Genomic DNA, 17,432 nt, shown 5'->3' with positions numbered 1-17,432 from the left:
TACGAGATCCGGGTTGGTCTGGTGGGCTGTTTTTTGTTTTTAAGAGACTGTCTCGAACGTCCGCTCCACGTCGGACCGGGACACCCCCCGCGGCAGCGGGCCGCGATGTCCCGGCCCGAACGCGAACATCAACAGCGTGGCGTGCGGTTCGGTCACCGTCGTGACGTTCTCGGCATACGCGACCCGGGCGTGGTCGCTGAGCCCGTGGTAGCACCCCACGTCCAGGATCAGGTGGTACCCGCGACCGACGGCGTGCTCGAGGTCGGTGGCGTCCGCGTGCATGAACCGCACGTCGACGCCCGCCTTCCGTGCTTTGGACCGCGCCTTGTCGAGGGCCAGCTGGACGGTGTCGATCCCCGTCACCTGCCACCCGCGCCGGGCCATCTCGATGGCGTGGTCACCGGTGCCGCATCCGATGTCGAGGACCTCGCCCGGTGGTGCGTCGAAGGGATCGATCAACGTCTCGATCTGGTTCCCGAAGACCCGGCCCGCTTTCACCCACGGCGTGATCTTGAACCGGTAGGCCAATGTGTATCCGAGGCCCATGTCCGCCCCTTTCACCGGGCGCGTCACCACCTGAACGCCGATGCCGTCGGATTACCCGGTGATACCGAAACGACACGCGAAAGTCCACATTCTGAGACGGTGGGAACATCCGGTCCGGGCGCCCGGTTGGACACTCTCATGGGTTTCAACAATGCACAGAGTCCTGTACCTACGGTCACGCTCAACGACGGGAACAGCATTCCTGCCCTCGGCTTCGGCGTGTGGCAGGTGCCGGACGACGAGAGCCACGCCGCGGTCACCGAGGCGCTGAAGGCCGGGTACCGCAGCATCGACACCGCCAAGATCTACGAGAACGAGACCGGAGTGGGCCGCGCGCTCGCGGACTCCGGCATCGCCCGTGACGAGTTGTTCGTCACCACCAAGCTGTGGAACGACGACCAGGGTTACGACTCCACGCTCCGCGCGTTCGACGACAGCCTGAACCGGCTGGGCCTCGACTACGTCGACCTGTACCTCATCCACTGGCCGGTGCCGTCCGCGGACCGTTACGTGGACACGTTCAAAGCCTTCCAGAAGATCAAGGCCGACGGGCGTGCGCGGTCGATCGGTGTCTCCAACTTCACCCCGCAGACCCTCGACCGTCTGATCGCCGAGACCGGTGAGGTGCCCGCGATCAACCAGGTGGAACTGCACCCGCGGTTCAACCAGGCCGACCTGCGTGCCTTCCACACCGGCAAGGGCATCGCGACCGAGGCGTGGAGCCCGCTGGGGCAGGGCACCGTCCTCGAGGACGAGTCCATCGCGAAGATCGCTGCCGCGCACGGCAAGACGACCGCGCAGGTGATCATCCGCTGGCACCTGCAGATCGGGAACGTCGTCATCCCCAAGTCGGTGACGCCGGAGCGCATCGCCGCCAACTTCGACGTCTTCGACTTCGAACTGACCCCCGATGAGATCAACACGGTCGGTTCGCTGACCCGGGCCGACGGCCGTATCGGTCCCGACCCGGACACCCTGGGCGCGTAGCACCCGCACGAGCGCGGAGCGCCTAGAGCTGGAAGTCCGCGAAGTCGAAGCCCGGGGTGACGACGCAACTGACGAGGGTCGGTTCGTCGCCCTCGGGCTTCGCGCGCTGCCAGTGCCGCGGCGGGACCAGCAGTTGCGGTTGCTGGCCCGCGGCGACGTCCGCGCCGAGGATCAGCGCGGACGGGGTGGCGGGTTTGCTTCCGTTGCCGCCGAGTTCGAGCCGGAGGGGGCTGCCCCTGTGGAACAGCCAGATCTCGGCGCTGCGCACGCTGTGCCATGCCGACTGTTGTCCGGGCATGAGCAGGAACAGGATTGCGGTGCCCGCCGACCGCGGACCCGGATAGTCGTCCGGCAGGCTCCCTTCCGGGATGGTGACGTCACTGCGCCACGTCTCGCGGTACCAGCCGCCTTCGGGGTGCGGGGCGAGGTCGAGGGTGCGGGCCCACTCCGGTAATTCCGTCATGGCCGCCATTGTGCCGCCCGGCGCCGCGTCCGGGGGTGGGGTTGCACCACCCCTGAGGTGTCTTATCTCGACGGCCCGGAGCCGCGATAGTCGTAGGTGTTCAGGAAGCGGGGGCACGACATCCCGTACACCATCGACGACAGGAGACAACATGCTCGGAATCATGCTCGGATTGGGCGGAGCCGCAATCGGACTCGGAATCGGCGTCATGGCCCTCGGGGTCGGCCTGCTCCTCAGTGACGCGACGATCAAACACGATGTCGGCGAACTCCCGGACTGACTCCGTGTGGGTCGACACCCGGCGGGGGCGGGTGCGGGCGCGAACAGCGGCCCGTACCCGCCACCCGTTGGCGTGGTTTCACTCCGTTCTGACCCGCAAGCGCGGGGTTGCCGTCCAGGCGCCGCCTGCCAGTGCGAGCGAGGTGCTCGACCGCCTCGCCGAGATGCCGGTCAGCGTCTGGACCTACGGTTTCGATCACGAGTCGGTGCGGCACCTGGGCCCGATGGCGCAGGATTTCGCCACCGCGTTCGGGCTCGGTTCCAACGACCGTCGCATCGCGATGGTGGACGCGAACGGGGTGTGCATGGCGAGCATCCAGGCCCTGTACCGGCGGGTCATCGCGCTCGAAGCGGAAGTGGAGCGCCTGCGGGCGTAGCCGCCCCGCCCCCGTCCCCGCCGGCTGCCGCCGCGCGGCGTCCGCCCGGCCGCCACCAGTTGGCGTCGCCCAGCAGGTACATCGTGGCGGGCACCAGCACCATCCGCACGATGGTCGCGTCGATGAGGACTGCGGTCGCGAGGCCGACGCCCATCATCTTCACGGTGACGTCGCCGTCGAGCGCGAACCCGGCGAACACCGCGACCATGATCGCCGCCGCGCTCGTGATGACCCGGCCCGTCGACGCCAGTCCCTCGACGACGCTGCGGTGCGAGTCGCTCGTGGCGAGCCAGCGTTCACGGACCCGGGAGAGCAGGAACACCTCGTAGTCCATCGACAGTCCGAACAGGATGGTGAACATGAGGATCGGCACCCAACTCGACACCGGAAGCGCATGGGGGAGGCCGAGCAGCTGTGCACCCCAACCCCATTGGAACACCATCACCATGACGCCGTAGGCCGCGGCCACCGACAGAAGGTTCATGGCGGCCGCCTTCACCGCGACCACCGGCGCGCGGAACACGAACGTGAGCAGCACCACCGACAGCGCGACGACGAACGCGATCACCAGCCACAGTCGTTCTGCGAGGCGGGCCGAGATGTCGGCGAACACGGCGGTGAGTCCGGTGACGTGGACGCCGTCGGCGGCGTCGGACCGGATCCTATCGAGCAGTTCGGTGCTGCGGGGATCGCTGGGACCGGTGGTCGGCTGCACCGAGACGAGTGCGGCCGTCGAATCGGCGTTCGTCAGGACGGGCGTCACGGACGCCACCCCGGGTTCGGCCGCGAGGTCACGCACGATCGACGGAAGCTCGGCTGCCGGAACCTTGTTCAGGTCGACCGCCACCATCAGCGGCCCGTTGGCGCCGGGCCCGAACTCGGAGTCGATCAGGTCGTAGGCCTGACGGATCGTGTTGGCGGCCGGTGCGCTGCCCGCGTCCTGCGGCCACGTCCGCATGCCCAGCACCGGCGCGGCCAGGAGCAGCAGCACGCCGAGTGCCGTCAGCGCCCACAGCCACGGGCGGCGGCTCACTCGGATCGCCCACCGTTCGGTCAGCGGCGACGTCGTGCGACGTTCGGCCCGGGCACGGGACCGTGTGCCGAGGACCCGCGTGCCCGCCAGCCCGCACAGTGCGGGCACCAGCGTGACGGAGGTGAGCATGACGATGCCGACCATCGCGAACGTGGCGTAGCCGAACGACGCGTACATCGGTAGCCCGGACAGCCGCAACCCGAACAGGGAGACGAGGACGGTGGTGCCGGCGAAGATCACCGACGTCCCGGCCGTGGAGTTGGCGGCCGCGACGGCGTCCCGGACCGGCATCCCGGACCGCAGGCCCTCGGTGTACCGGGTGACGAGCAGCAGCGCGTAGTCGATTCCGACGCCGATGCCGACCATCGTCGCGATGGTCGGTGCGATGGTGCTGATGCCGGTGAATCCGGCCATGATCGTGATGAGGCCGGACCCGATGCCCACGCCGACGAGCGCGACGGCCAGGGGCAGTCCCGCGGCCACCACGGAACCGAACGCGAACACCAGGATGATCAGCGCCAGGATCATGCCCACCGCCTCGGCGGTGCCCGACGGCTTGGAGATGTTCTCGGGCACCTGCCCGCCCAGTTCCACCTCCAGTCCCTGCGCCCGGGTGCCTGCGACCGCGGCGTCGAGGGCGTCGACGCCCTCGCTGCCCTGGAAGTCGGTGACCGGGATGCGGTAGTTGAGGCTGATCACCGCCGTGTCGGAATCCGGGGACAGGCGGGGCGGCGACACGGCACTCACGCCGTTCACGTCCGCCAGCCTGCTGCCGAGATCGGTGAGGACGCCGGGGGCGAGCGGGCCGGTGTCGGAGTGCACGACCACCCGGGCGTCCGCCCCCGACATCTCCGGGAACCGTTCGCTCAGCAGATTCGTCCCCTGCTGCGACGGCAGACCGGGCACGTTGTAGTCGTCGTGGTTGGTACCGCCGAACGCGGACGCGGCGGCGAACACCAGGACGAGCAGCGTCAGCCACGCAGCGATCACCCGCCAGGGACGGGTCGCGGCGGCCGCGCCGAGACGGGCGAGCAGGGCACTCATGGGGGCCTCCAGGAAAGCCGGATGGTTCGGTCACCTCCGACTGTGCGCCCGGCCGCTAGTGACCCACTTGGAACTCGCTTGGGTGGGTGGTCACCCGGGTGCGGGCGGCGTCGATCCAGGCCGGGCAGCCGCAGCGTTCGGCCAGTGCGAGCGCGGCGGCGTAGTGCGTGCGCGCCGACTCGGGCCTGCCGAGCAGCATCTCGAGGTCGCCGAGGACGGTGTCGACGGGCCCGACCGCGAACGCCGCGGTGTCGCCGCCCCCGATCTGCCCGCTGTACGGGCTCAGTTCCGCGTGCACGGACGCCGCCTCGTCCCGCTCACCCAGTCCGGCGACGACGATGCCGCGCAGCGACATCATGAGGGAATGGAAGAAGTCGCGGCGGACGGGGCGCAGGTGGCGCCGCACCTGACGCGCCTGCTCCGGTTTGCCGTTGCCGAGAAGGGCGAGGGCGTGCAGATCGGCGAGCACGTCCGTCGCAGCACTGTCGACGGTCGCGATCACGGCCTCGAATTCGCCGGCCCGGCCCTCGGTGAGCCGCAGCGTGAACACCGCGAGGGCGAAGACGCTGTCCGCGTCGAGTCCGGCCCGGACCATCAACTCGTGGCCCCGTTCGTAGTGGCGTTCCGCCGCGGCCAGGTCGCCGGTGAGGTGCGCGACCATCCCGCGGTTCATCTGGCGGGTCGCCTGCGCCTGCTGGAACCGGTACCGGTCCGCCAGTTCCGACTGCAGGCCCATGTGATGTTCGATCGCCGGAATGTCACCGTTACCGGACGCGATCTCGGCCAGCAGGTGATGGCCGAGCATGGTGAACACCGGTAGCTGCGTCCGATCGCCGATCCGGAGCAGTTCGTCGCCGATGACCTGGTCGCCGAGTGTGCTGGTCGGCGAGCCGGTGCCGGCGTGGACGGCGCAGAGCACCAGCCCGAGAAGCACCGGATCGTCCAGGTCGCGGGCGAGGATCTCGGCCTCCCGGACCGCGGACCCGGTGCGCTCGTGATCCTCCGCCCCGATCTCGTGGACCAGCGTGACCAGCAGCCTGCAGCGCACCGCCGGCTCCGGTTCCTCGTCCCGCAGCAGCGTCTCGATCAGGTCCACGACGGCGGTGTCCACTTCGCCGTAGCGCCGGTTGATCCACGGCGTCGGGGTGTCGACGAACGCGAGCACCCGGATCGCCAGATCGGTGCGGCCCGCGTCTCGGGCGAGCCCCAGGGCCCGCTTCCGTGAACGGGCCCCGTCCAGTCCGATGCCGGCGGCGAGTTGGGTGCGGCTGAGCTCGGTGAGGATGTCGACGCGCTCGTCCACGGACGCCGCGGCGTCCGGCGGCAACCGGTCGGCCGCGCGGAGGGCGTCGTTCAGGAAGCCGATCTCCGCGTCGTGGGCGTAGCGGTCGGCCGCCTGCGCCGCGGCCGCGACGTTGTGGTCGAGGGCCTGCCGTGCGGTCGCGGCGGACAGCGCCTCGGTGAAATGGTGCGCGAGCGCCGCGACGTCGTGCGGTCGCAACTCCTCGAGCGCCGACCCGACCCGGGCGTGCCAGCGGCTCCTGCGCAGGCGGGTGAGGTCGGAGTAGAGCGTGTCGCGGACGAGGGCGTGCGTGAAGCGGACGGTCCCCGCGCGCGGCTCGCCGAGCAGTCCGGCGATCACGCCCGATTCGAGTGCGTCGAACACGGCGTCCTCGCCGACTTCGGCGGCCCGGGTGAGGACGTCGACGTCGGATTCGCGGCCCACCACCGCGGCCAGTCGCAGGACGGACACGGTCAGTTCGGGGAGGCGGGCGATCCGCCTGCGGAGTACGTCCCGGACCCCCTCCGGCACCTCCGACGTGGCCACCAGTTCGCCTTCACTGTCCAGAAGCCGGGCGCTCTCCTGCAGATAGAACGGGTTTCCGCCGGTCCGGTCGGCGAGCGCGCGGAGGATATCGGGGTCGGGGTCGCGGCCCGACACGTGCCGGATCAGCTCCGCCGACTCCTCGGGTCCGAGTCCGCCGAGGCGGATGCGCGTGGGTTGCAGCGACGCGAGGTCGGCGAAGCAGTTCTCCAGGTTCGCGTCGACCTCGTCCGGGCGGAACGCGAGGATCAGCAGGATCGGCGACCGCTGCTGGGCGAGCCGCACGAGGATCGACAGGGTGTCCTCGTCGGCGCGGTGAACGTCGTCGAGGACGACGGCGAGCGGGCCGTGATCGCGGACGGCCGCGAGGTAGTCGGCGACGGCACGGTGCAGCAGGAACCGTCCGCTCGGGTCGTCCGGCCGCGCCGCGTGCGAACGGTCGTCGGCGAGCAGGGGCGCCAGCGCGTCCGCCTCGGCACCGGGGTCGACCGTCTCGCGCAGCGCCCGCAGGATTTCCACCCACGCCCAGGCTGGCGGGGCGCCGTCCACCTCGGGGCAGCGGCCCACGGCCACCTGCCACCCCGCGGCGTGCAGGGTGCGACGGAACCGGCGCAGCAGGGACGACTTCCCCGATCCGGCGTCGCCGCCGAGGAGGACCACGGGGGTGCCGGGATCGCTCATCAGGTCGGTCAGGGTCGCCAATTCCGCGGCGCGGCCGAGGAACCAGGGGGCCGGGGCGGTGTCGACGGGCACCGGGGCGGGGACGGGTGCGGACGGGACGGTGCCCGTGAGGATCCGGCGTTCGAGTTCCGTCAGTGCAGGACCGGGGTCGAGGCCGAGTTCGCTCGCCAGCCTGCCGCGGGCCTCCCGCAACGCGGCCAGAGCGTCGGCCTGACGCCCGCTGCGGTGCAACGCCAGGGCGAGCAACCGCCACCCCTCTTCCCGGAGCGGATGGTCCCGGGTGAGGGACTGCGCGTCGAGTACCGCGCCCGCGGCGTCGCCGGACGCGACGGCGGCGGCCACCACCCGTTCGCGCGCCACCACCCGCAGTTCCTCCAGCCGGGCGATCTCGGCGAGCGCCCAGTGCTCACCGGCCACCTCGGCGAACGCCGGCCCCCGCCACAGGCCCAGCGCCCGCTCCAGGTCGGCCCGGCCGGTGCCCGCGGCGGAGCGGACCAGGTTCTCGAACTCCCACGCGTCGACCGCGGACGAGGGCAGGGTGAGCGCGTAACCGGGGGCGCGGCTCACCAGGACGGTCGAGTCCGCCCGCGGCGCACGGTGCGGCTCCAGCGCCCGCCGCAGATTCGAGATGTATGCCTGAAGTGCACCGACGGCCCGCGCCGGGGGAGCCCCGTGCCAGAGGTCGTCGATCAGCCGATCCACCGGAACCACCTCGCCGCGCGCGACGAGCAGCAGGGCGAGCACGGCCCGCTGGCGGGGGCCGCCGAGGTCCACCGCCCCCGATTCGTCCTCCGCCTCGAGCGTCCCGAGTACTCGAATCCGCACCATCGTGCCAAGCGTAGGCACTAGTGGCCTCCAAGTGCTCTCCAAGACGCCGAACCGACGCTTGATCGCATGACGACTCCGACTGCTCACACGATCCGCCCCGACACCCGCGAGATGGTGGTGGTCCACAACTGCTTCCGCCGCCAGTTCGCCGCGCTGCCCGCGCTCGTCCGCCGGGTTCCCGCCGGCGACACCGCCCGGGCCGGGGAGGTGGTGGCGTTCTTCGAGGAACTCGCCACCGCCCTCCACCACCATCATTCGAGTGAGGACGACCTGCTGTGGCCGAAGTTGCTCGACCGCGCGCCCACCGACGCGGCGCTGGTGCTGCGGATGGAGGAGCAGCACGAACGCATCTCCGAACTGCTGTCGCTGGCGCAGTCGCAGGGCGCCGCGTTCACGGCGGACGCGACGGACGGCGAACCGCTGGCGAAGACGCTGACCGCGCTGTCCGCGGCGCTGGGCGAGCACCTCGGCGAGGAGGAGCGGCACATCCTCCCGATGGCGGAGCAGTTCATGACGCTCGCCGAGTGGCAGGAGATGGGTGACCGCGGCCGCGCGTCGATCCCCAAGGACCGGCTGCTGGTGTTCCTCGGTTTCATCCTTCACGGGGCGACACCCGAGGAGCGTCGAATGTTCCTGTCGGAGATGCCTTTCGCAGCCAGGATGGCATGGTCGATCCTGGGGCGGCGGGCGTTCCGCAAGGACTACCGGCGCATCTACCGCACCGAACCGGCCGCCTTCTGACGCCGGATCACCCTGCGCCGCAACCGGCCCCGGCTGGTCCGTTCCCAGAAGCTCGGCGGTGTGCGCTCGGGATCCATCAGTTCGTTCTCCGCCAGCGGGCTGTCCTCGTCCTCGACCGTGTCCGGCTCGAACTTCTCCAGGGTCCGGCCACCCCCGCGCAGAGCCTCGACCGTGCCCAGGAGCGACGACGTCTCGGTCAGCGTGTCCTCGAACAGCCCCGCCGGAACACCCAGGTGTTCGCAGACGAGCTGACGGCGAATGCCGAGGATGGTCGCCCGCAGTTCGTCCCCGTTCGCCGTGTCCGCGGTGACCTCGACCGCCAGATCGCATTCGGAGTCGAAACCCATCGACCGGTTGTTCAGGTTCGACGAACCCACCCGCAGGAGACGGTCGTCCATCACCAGCACCTTGGCGTGGACGTAGATCGGTTCACCGCCCGCCGTGACGGGATAGTAGACGCCGAGCCGGTTCCCGGTGTCGGCCTGCCAGAGCAGGTGCAGCAACCGGCGGCGGGCGCCGTCCATCGCCTTCTGCTCGAGCCAGCCGTCGGCGTTGCGCGGCAGCACCAGCACGATCTCCGGCCCGTCCGGTTCGCGTAGTCGCGCGGCGATCGCCTCGGCGAGGGTGCGCGACGCCAGGTACTGACTCTCGATGTACAGCGACCGCTCGGCGCCGGCGATCGCCGCCAGATACAGGGCCTCGATCTCCCGGACCTCGTCCCGGTCGTCCAGCTCCGGCAGCGTGCGAGCGACGCCGACGTCGACGGCCCGCATCGTCGGCTCCAGCCCCTCGGGCCATGGCGTCCGCCCCACGATCTCGTCGACCGCCGCCAGATCCTGCCCCGTGGCCGCCTTCCACCGGGTGCGGGCCAGTTCGCCGATGGCCTTCGCCGCGTCCCCGTCGACGGCGGTCGTCGCGTCGTGCCACGGCCCGTACCGCTTGCCGTTCGGCTGCGTCCGGTAATGGTTGCGGTCCCGATGTTCGGGGGTGTCCCACCGGTCGACGGTCATGTCGATGCCGCCGCAGAACGCGAGCGCGTCGTCGATGACGACGATCTTCTGGTGATGCGCCGAACCGATCGGGTGGGCGGCGTCGAGTTCGAAGTGCAGGCGGCGGTCCGTCACCCAGTTGACCACGAAGATCGGGGTCATCCCGCGTCCGATCGCGGTGAAGGCTCCGATGTTCCATTTGAGCAGGTAGATGTCGAGATCCGGACGTTCGCGCGTCAGCCAGGCCAGGAAGCGGCCGAGTTGGTTGGGCCCGTCGAGCGTCTTCTCGTCCGGTTCGAACTCGATCCTCGTGTCGAAGTCCCAGCCGATGAGGATGATGCGCCTGCGCGCCTGCAGCATCGCGGACTTGGCGTGGCGGAAGTAGTCCGCCGCGTCGACGATGCACGCGAGACGATCGGCGCGGGCAACCTGCCAGCAAGTCTCGCCGGGAGTCAGGATCGGGCTGTCGTCACTCATGTCTCTTCTGCTCTCCCGGTCTCGTGCGTCCCACTTCCCCGTGAGTGGACGATTCAGGGTACTGCGCCACCCCCGCGCAGCTACCGTTGAGAGGTGCGGAGATGGTGGCGCATCGTGGCGTTCCTCGCACTGGTCAGCGTGCTGTGGGCACCCACTGTCGGTGCGGATCCCCTGCGGGCCGGATCGAGCCCCGGCACCGTCGTCGCCTCGTCCGAGTTGCCTGCCGAACTCTGGCTCCGCGGAGCCGGAAGTGCGTACCGGATGACGTACCTGACCACCGACCGTCACGGCATCACCCCCTGCACCGGGATGGTGTTCGTGCCGCCCGGGGCGCCGCCCGCCGGGGGATGGCCCGTCATCGCGTGGGCACACGGAACCGTGGGGGACTCCGACGCCGACGCACCCTCGGTGACGGGCGTCGACCCGCAATCCTCGGACTACGTGAGCAGCTGGCTCCAGCTCGGCTACGCCGTGGCCGCCACCGACTACGTGGGCCTGGGCACCCCCGGGGTGCCGCCCTACCTCGACGGGAAGGTCGCAGGACGCAGCGTCGTCGACTCCGTGCGCGCCGCCAGGGAGATCGACGCCGACCTCTCCTCCACGTGGATGGCCGTCGGACTGTCCCAGGGCGGTCAGGCCGCGGTGTTCGCCGCGCACGTGGCCACGTCGTACGCGCCGGAACTCGACTACCGCGGGGCCGTCGCCAACGGGGTGCCGTCGAACATCGAGACGGTGGCGAACTGGAGCGGCCCCGCGTTTCCGCCGCAGGGCCTCGCCGGTCTCACCGTGTACATGTCGTACCTGATCGCCGGGGTCCGCGACGCGTACCCGGAACTGGACGTCGACAGCTATCTGACCCCGGTCGGGAAGCAGTTCGTGGACGCGGCCCCCGAAGTGCCGTTCCGGCAGTTCGCGGCCATGACCGGGACCGTGTCCGTGGCGCAGATGCTGTCGCGGGCGCTCGACGTGCCCGCGCTGCAGGACGCGTTGCGCGAATACCTCGAGGTCCCGGTCGCGGGGTACGACCGTCCGCTGCTGCTCGTGCAGGGGGTCACCGACGCGTCGGTGCCGCTCCCGCTGACGGAGAAACTGGTGTCCGAGATGCGCACGGCCGGTACGGTTCTCGACTACCGGGTGTACTCGGGTGGTCACTTCGGCAGCATGTACCAGGCGGGACCCGACCAGGCCGCGTTCGTCGCCTCGCTGATCAGGTAGGGGCGGGCAACCCGAGGTGGCGGGTGAGTTCGCGGGCCGCGGCCTGCCCGGCCCGGTTCGCGCCGATCGTGGACGACGACGGACCGTAGCCCACGAGATGGATCCGCGGATCCGACGCCACCTGGGTGGCCAGGCGTCCGGTCATCGTGATGCCGCCGCCCGGACCGCGCAGCCGCAGCGGTGCGAGGTGATCGAGCGAACTGCGGAAACCGGTGCACCACAGGATCACATCGACCTTCGCCTCGTGGCCGTCGGCCCAGCGGACACCGTCCTCGGTGATCTCGCTGAACATCGGCTGCCGCGCCAGCACCCCGCGTTCGCGGGCGGCACGGATCGCGGGCGTCACGGGCAGCCCCGTCACCGACACCACCGAGCCCGGCGGCAGCCCGCGGCGAACCCGGTCCTCGACCAGAGCGACTGCGGCGCGGCCGATCTCGGGTGTGAACGGCTCGTCCCGGAACTCTGGCGGGCGGCGCGTCACCCACGTCGTGGTGGTGACCCGGGAGATCTCGTCCAGCAACTGCACCGCCGAGATGCCGCCGCCGACGACGAGGACGTGCTGTCCCGCGAAGTCCTGCGCCGAGGAGTAGTCCCTGGTGTGCACCTGGAGGCCGGTGAACGACTCCGCGCCGGGGTAGCGGGGAATGAAGGGGCGTTCCCACGTTCCCGTCGCGTTGATCAGACCGCGGGCCGACACCACACCGCTGTCGGTCTCGATCCGCAGACGCTCGCCGCGGGCGCACACCACCCGGGTGTGCACGGGACGGTGCACCGGCAACTCGAACTGCTTCTCGTACGTCGCGAAGTACTGAGGAACCGCGCTGGACGCATGCACCAGCGCGGCCTCGGGGTCGTTCGGGTCCACACCGACCGTCTCGGCGAAGCCGAGCCCGGGCAGGTCGTGGACACCGTTGACGGTGCTCAGCGTCAGGGACGGCCACCGGAACTGCCACGCGCCGCCGGGCCCCGGCGCGTGATCGAGCACGACGAAACCGGACTCCGGTTCCACCCCGAACCTGCGCAGATAGTAGGCAGCAGACAGCCCCGCCTGCCCCGCGCCGATCACGGCGACGTCCACTTCACTGTCCATATCGGTTCACCTCCACCCTCACAACTACCGGAGAGGCTCGTGTGTTCCGGTCGATTCGCCTGTGGTTGGCTGACAGACGTCCAGCCGGGTGGGCAGGGGAGAATTCGTCAGTGGACAGCAATCACGAAGAAAGCGAGTGGACATGATCGGGACGAGTCGTGACGGCGACGTCTTCACCCTCGAACTGCAACGACCCGACCGTCGCAATGCGTTGAACACCGAGATCTGCGAACTGCTGCGCGAGGAGACGGAGAAGTCCGTCACCGACGGCGCGCGGGTGATCGTCCTCACAGGGCAGGGCAGCGCGTTCTGCGCGGGCGCCGACCTGTCGGGCGACGTGTACGCCGACGGGTTCACCGACACCCTGCTCGAGATGCTGCACACCATCGACTCGGTCCCCGTCCCCGTCATCGCCGCGATCAACGGCCCCGCGATCGGCGCGGGCAGTCAGCTGGCGCTCGCCGCGGACCTGCGCGTGGTCGCCCCCGAGGCGCGCTTCGCCATCCCCGCCGCCAAGCTCGGGATCTCCGTGGACCGGTGGACCGTGCACCGGCTGGCCGCCCTGATCGGCGGCGGACCGGCACGAACGATCCTGCTCGGCGCGGAAGAGGTCGGGGCGGACGAGGCGCTGGCGCACGGCCTGGCCAACAAGCGCGGCGACCTCGCCGTCGCGCAGCAGTGGGCGCACTCGATCGCGCGCCTCGCGCCGCTGTCGCTGCAACACCTCAAGATGGTGCTCAACGACGACGGCACCCAGAGTCCGCCGCCGCCCGAGCAGCTCGCGGCGTTGCATGCGGCGTGGAAGAGCTACGACGCGCAGGAGGCGCGGGCGGCCCGCGCCGAGAAGCGTCCCCCGGTGTTCCGCGGTCAGTAGCCGCCGGCCGCACCTTTCCCGCACGCGTGGTTACAGTTGTCGGGGTGAAAGCGAAGAACGCCGTGACGACTGTTCTGGCCACCGCCGCCCTCGGGTGGCTGACGCGCGCCGCGTGGGGCCTTCCGTCTCAGATGGGCGCGTCGCGCGCGAAGGTGCGCCCGTACGCCGCGACGTCGCCGCGGTACCGCGACCGTCAGTTCCACAACACCGATCCGAGCAGCATGATGCTGCCCGGTTCGGAGACCGGGATCCTCAAGGCGCTGATCACGCGGGGCAAGGCGGGACGCCCGCGCAGGCCGATCCCGCTCGCGACGCCCCTCGCGCCCGTCGAGGCGGCCGACGTCGCCGTCACCTGGTACGGCCATTCGAGTGTGCTCGTCGAGGTCGACGGCTACCGGGTGCTGGCCGATCCGGTGTGGAGCCGGCGGGTGTCGCCGTCCGCGCTTCTCGGTCCGTCCCGCATGCACCCGACCCCGGTGCCGCTGGCCGACCTGCCCGTCCTCGACGCCATCGTCGTCTCGCACGACCACTACGACCACCTCGACATGGCCACCGTGCAGCAACTCGCCGCCACCCAGAAGGCACCGTTCGTCGTTCCGGTCGGGCTCGGTGCGCACCTGCGTCAGTGGCGGGTGCCGGAGGAGCGGATCGTGGAACTCGACTGGGACGAGTCGACGACACTCGGCGAACTCACGCTCACGTGCACCGAGGCCCGGCACTTCTCCGGCCGGGGCCTGGTGCGCAACACCACCCAGTGGGCGTCGTGGGTGCTCGCCGGCCCGAGCCGGAAGGTGTTCTTCGGCGGCGACAGCGGATACACGACGCGGTTCGCCGACCTGGGCCGCCGGTACGGACCGTTCGACCTCACGCTGCTGCCCGTCGGCGCCTACGACACCAGGTGGGCGGACATCCACATGAACCCCGAGGAGGCGGTGCAGACGCACGCCGACCTCAACGCCGGCGACGCGACCCGCGGACTGCTGGTGCCGGTGCACTGGGCCACGTTCAACCTCGCGTTCCACACCTGGTCCGAGCCGATCGTCCGGCTGCTCGCGGCCGCGCAGGAGGCGGGCACCCCGGTGGCCGTGCCGATGCCCGGGCAGCGCGTCGACGCACTGAAGCCGGCCGCCCAGACCCCGTGGTGGACCGCGCTCGGCTGAGTCCGGCGCGCATCCCCTCGGAGCCGAGCGTCGTTGCGTAGCCTTTGACCATGGCATACGACGAAACCGGCACCGACAGCGTTGCAGTCGTCGCGGTGGCGGGGCTGACGGCCGCGCAGGTGGCGGAGCGGGTGGCGGCGGGCAAGACCAACGACGTCCCGGATCGGGCCAGCCGGTCGGTGCGCGACATCGTGCGCGCCAACGTGTTCACCCGGATCAATGCGATCCTCGGGGTGCTGCTGATCATCGTGCTGGCCACCGGTTCGATCGTCGACGGCATGTTCGGTCTGCTGATCATCGCCAACAGCGGGATCGGCATCATCCAGGAAGTGCGCGCCAAGCGGACCCTCGACAAGCTGGCGATCGTCAGCCAGACCAAACCGGTGGTGCGCCGCGACGGCGTCGCCGTCGCGATGGCACCGCGGGAGGTCGTGCTCGACGACATCATCGAACTCGGCGCCGGCGACCAGATCGTCGTCGACGGGGTCGTGGTGGAGGCGGCGAGCCTCGACATCGACGAGTCCCTCCTCACCGGTGAGGCCGACCCCGTGCACAAGGACGTCGGCCGGCAGGTGCTGTCGGGGAGTTTCGTCGCGTCGGGCAGCGGCTGTTACCGCGCCACGAAGGTCGGAAGCGATGCGTACGCCGCGAAACTCGCGGACGAGGCCAGCAAGTTCACGCTCGTGCACTCGGAGTTGCGCAGCGGCATCGACAAGATCCTGAAGTTCATCACGTACCTGATGATTCCGGCGGGTCTGCTGATCATCTACAACCAGTTGTTCTCGAGCGGCGAGTCGATCCGGCCCGCGCTGAGCGGGATGGTGGCCGCGCTGGTGCCGATGGTGCCCGAGGGCCTGGTGCTGATGACGTCGATCGCGTTCGCGGTCGGGGTGATCCGGCTCGGTCAGCGGCAGTGCCTCGTGCAGGAGTTGCCCGCCATCGAAGGCCTGGCCCGCGTCGACGTGGTGTGCGCCGACAAGACCGGCACCCTCACCGAGAACGGCATGCGGCTGTCCGAACTGCGCTGCGCCGATACGTCCGACGCCGAACCGTCCCGCGCGGCACTGGCCGCGATGGCGGCGTCCGACCCGCGGCCGAACGCCAGTGTCCTCGCCATCGCGGAAGCCTTTCCCGACGCCCCCGGCTGGGGCGACGCCACCGCGGAGGCCCCGTTCTCCTCGGCCAGGAAGTGGAGCGGCCAGTCGTACGGAACCCACGGCAACTGGGTGCTCGGCGCACCCGACGTGCTGCTCGACCCCGGCAGCGACATGGCCCGGCAGGCCGAGGAAATCGGCTCCTCGGGACTGCGGGTGCTCCTGCTCGGCAGCTGCGACGTCCCGGTCGACCATCCCGCGGCGCCGGGAGCGATCACGCCGCGCGCGCTGGTGATCCTGGAACAGCGGGTGCGTCCCGACGCCCGCGGCACCCTCGAGTACTTCGCGAGCCAGATCGTCACCGTGAAGGTCATCTCCGGTGACAACGCCGTGTCGGTCGGCGCGGTGGCCGGGTCGCTCGGACTGCCCGGCGGCGACCGTCCCGTCGACGCCCGCGAACTGCCCGCCGACCGGGACGCCCTCGCCGACACTCTGGAATCGGCGACGACGTTCGGCCGGGTGCGCCCCGACCAGAAGCGGGAGATGGTGGGGGCGTTGCAGTCTCGCGGTCACACCGTCGCGATGACCGGCGACGGCGTCAACGACGTGCTGGCGCTCAAGGACGCCGACATCGGGGTGTCGATGGGCTCGGGCAGTCCCGCCACCCGCGCGGTCGCGCAGATCGTGTTGCTGGACAACAAGTTCGCAACCCTGCCGTACGTGGTGGGCGAGGGCCGCCGGGTGATCGGCAACATCGAGCGCGTCTCGAATCTGTTCCTCACCAAGACCGTGTACTCGGTGCTGCTGGCGTTCCTCATCGGACTGACCGGTGTGCTGTCGCAGATCTTCCACTTCGAGCCGGTGCCGTATCCGTTCCTGCCGCGGCACGTCACGATCGCCGCCTGGTTCACCATCGGCATTCCCGCGTTCATCCTGTCGCTGGCCCCGAACAACGAACGGGCGCGCTCCGGGTTCGTGCCGCGTGTGATGCGTCTCGCCGTGCCGTCGGGTGTGATCATCGGTGTCACGACGTTCATTTCGTACCTTCTCGTGTACGCGGGCCCGGATCAGACGGAGACGCAGAAGATTCAGGCAGGCACGTCGGCGCTCATCACCCTCATCATGATCGCCCTGTGGGTGCTCGCCGTCGTCGCCAGGCCGTACGTGTGGTGGAAGCTGGTGCTGATCTTCGGATCCGTAGCGGGATACCTCATCCTGTTCGCGTTGCCGTTCACGCGGGAGTTCTTCAAACTCGATCCGACCAACGTCGGCGCCACCACCTCCGCTCTCGTGTGCGGGCTCGTGGGAGTGGTTCTCGTCGAAATCGGATGGTGGGTCACGGGCAGGCTGCACGGTGAGCACCGCCGCCTGTTCGCGGCCCCGGAAGACCTTCCGGGCGTGCACTGACCGGAGTACCGCTCGCGGCGATCCGAACGGTTGGCGTCGCCGAGTCAATGCTGTGAGACTGGGTGCACGGCGAGTGATCGAACTCGCGCGGACACTGCGTGCGCATGCACCGGAGGAGGAAGAACGATGAGTTTCGTCGACACACTGAAGGGACTGCTGGGCAAGGGGAGGGAAGCGGCTTCGCAGAACGCGGACAAGGTTCACGGCGCCATCGACAAGGCCGCCGGCGTCGCGGACAGCAAGACCGGGGGCAAGTACAGCGACAAGATCGACAAGGCCGCCGACGCGGCGAAGAAGGCTGTTCCTCCGAAGGAGTGAACTC

15 protein-coding genes are annotated in these 17,432 nt (G+C 70.1%); 9 read left to right on the top strand and 6 right to left on the bottom strand.

The features are described from left to right. Nucleotides 1–39: 39 nt before the first annotated feature. Nucleotides 40–546, bottom strand: a complete 507-nt coding sequence (locus ACFTZB_RS28715; RefSeq protein ID WP_378436470.1) for a class I SAM-dependent methyltransferase — start codon at nucleotides 544–546, stop codon at nucleotides 40–42. A 138-nt stretch (nucleotides 547–684) separates the two neighbouring features. Between ACFTZB_RS28715 and ACFTZB_RS28710 the strand changes: the two genes are divergently transcribed. Next, nucleotides 685–1,533: an aldo/keto reductase gene (locus tag ACFTZB_RS28710; protein ID WP_378436468.1), complete on the top strand. Its 849-nt coding sequence runs from the start codon at nucleotides 685–687 to the stop codon at nucleotides 1,531–1,533. Between the two features lie 22 nt (nucleotides 1,534–1,555). Here the strand turns inward: ACFTZB_RS28710 and ACFTZB_RS28705 are convergent, their stop codons facing one another. Beyond that, nucleotides 1,556–1,996 (bottom strand): cupin domain-containing protein, encoded by a 441-nt coding sequence (locus tag ACFTZB_RS28705; protein WP_378436466.1) that lies wholly within the window; start codon nucleotides 1,994–1,996, stop codon nucleotides 1,556–1,558. A gap of 151 nt (nucleotides 1,997–2,147) precedes the next feature. On the opposite strand from ACFTZB_RS28705, the gene ACFTZB_RS28700 reads away from it, so the two are divergent. Beyond that, nucleotides 2,148–2,276: a hypothetical protein gene (locus ACFTZB_RS28700; RefSeq protein ID WP_009478066.1), complete on the top strand. Its 129-nt coding sequence runs from the start codon at nucleotides 2,148–2,150 to the stop codon at nucleotides 2,274–2,276. 4 nt (nucleotides 2,277–2,280) lie between these two features. Beyond that, nucleotides 2,281–2,652, top strand: a complete 372-nt coding sequence (locus tag ACFTZB_RS28695; RefSeq protein WP_378436472.1) for a tail fiber domain-containing protein — start codon at nucleotides 2,281–2,283, stop codon at nucleotides 2,650–2,652. Here ACFTZB_RS28695 and ACFTZB_RS28690 read toward each other — a convergent pair. Beyond that, nucleotides 2,612–4,729 carry an MMPL family transporter gene (locus ACFTZB_RS28690; protein ID WP_378436464.1) on the bottom strand — a complete coding sequence of 706 codons (2,118 nt, stop codon included), beginning with the start codon at nucleotides 4,727–4,729 and terminating at the stop codon, nucleotides 2,612–2,614. The genes ACFTZB_RS28695 and ACFTZB_RS28690 overlap by 41 nt on opposite strands. Before the next feature lie 55 nt (nucleotides 4,730–4,784). Beyond that, the gene (locus ACFTZB_RS28685) at nucleotides 4,785–8,063 is read right to left on the bottom strand and encodes a BTAD domain-containing putative transcriptional regulator (protein ID WP_378436462.1); all 3,279 of its coding nucleotides are present in this window, start codon (nucleotides 8,061–8,063) and stop codon (nucleotides 4,785–4,787) included. A gap of 66 nt (nucleotides 8,064–8,129) precedes the next feature. On the opposite strand from ACFTZB_RS28685, the gene ACFTZB_RS28680 reads away from it, so the two are divergent. Next, on the top strand, nucleotides 8,130–8,804 hold the full coding sequence (locus ACFTZB_RS28680) for a hemerythrin domain-containing protein (RefSeq protein ID WP_378436460.1): 675 nt from the start codon (nucleotides 8,130–8,132) through the stop codon (nucleotides 8,802–8,804). Here the strand turns inward: ACFTZB_RS28680 and ACFTZB_RS28675 are convergent. Continuing rightward, entirely contained in the window at nucleotides 8,777–10,270 is a 1,494-nt protein-coding gene (locus ACFTZB_RS28675) for a phospholipase D-like domain-containing protein (protein WP_378436458.1), read from the bottom strand. The two genes, ACFTZB_RS28680 and ACFTZB_RS28675, sit on opposite strands and share 28 nt — an antisense overlap. A 93-nt stretch (nucleotides 10,271–10,363) precedes the next feature. Between ACFTZB_RS28675 and ACFTZB_RS28670 the strand changes: the two genes are divergently transcribed. After that, nucleotides 10,364–11,485 (top strand): lipase family protein, encoded by a 1,122-nt coding sequence (locus ACFTZB_RS28670; RefSeq protein ID WP_378436456.1) that lies wholly within the window; start codon nucleotides 10,364–10,366, stop codon nucleotides 11,483–11,485. On the opposite strand, the gene ACFTZB_RS28665 is transcribed toward ACFTZB_RS28670, so the two are convergent. Beyond that, a complete protein-coding gene (locus ACFTZB_RS28665) occupies nucleotides 11,478–12,575 on the bottom strand; it encodes an NAD(P)-binding domain-containing protein (protein WP_378436454.1) in 1,098 nt (365 codons plus the stop codon). The genes ACFTZB_RS28670 and ACFTZB_RS28665 overlap by 8 nt on opposite strands. A 142-nt stretch (nucleotides 12,576–12,717) precedes the next feature. Here ACFTZB_RS28665 and ACFTZB_RS28660 point away from each other — a divergent pair, with 142 nt between their 5' ends. The 4 genes from ACFTZB_RS28660 (at nucleotide 12,718) to ACFTZB_RS28645 (ending at nucleotide 17,428) form a co-directional block, all read left to right on the top strand. Then, nucleotides 12,718–13,449 carry an enoyl-CoA hydratase gene (locus ACFTZB_RS28660; protein WP_005244016.1) on the top strand — a complete coding sequence of 244 codons (732 nt, stop codon included), beginning with the start codon at nucleotides 12,718–12,720 and terminating at the stop codon, nucleotides 13,447–13,449. A 44-nt stretch (nucleotides 13,450–13,493) separates the two neighbouring features. Next, a complete protein-coding gene (locus ACFTZB_RS28655) occupies nucleotides 13,494–14,609 on the top strand; it encodes an MBL fold metallo-hydrolase (RefSeq protein ID WP_378436452.1) in 1,116 nt (371 codons plus the stop codon). 50 nt (nucleotides 14,610–14,659) lie between these two features. Further along, nucleotides 14,660–17,110, top strand: a complete 2,451-nt coding sequence (locus tag ACFTZB_RS28650; RefSeq protein ID WP_378436450.1) for an HAD-IC family P-type ATPase — start codon at nucleotides 14,660–14,662, stop codon at nucleotides 17,108–17,110. Between the two features lie 126 nt (nucleotides 17,111–17,236). Beyond that, nucleotides 17,237–17,428, top strand: a complete 192-nt coding sequence (locus ACFTZB_RS28645) for an antitoxin (protein WP_378436448.1) — start codon at nucleotides 17,237–17,239, stop codon at nucleotides 17,426–17,428. The last annotated feature ends 4 nt before the right edge of the window (nucleotides 17,429–17,432 follow it).

The organism is Rhodococcus sp. NPDC057014, from assembly GCF_042673295.1.
In the GTDB taxonomy this organism is placed as follows: Bacteria; Actinomycetota; Actinomycetes; order Mycobacteriales; family Mycobacteriaceae; genus Rhodococcus_F.
Note: the sequence above shows the minus strand (reverse complement) of the source record. Positions and strands in the feature narration are given on the sequence as shown.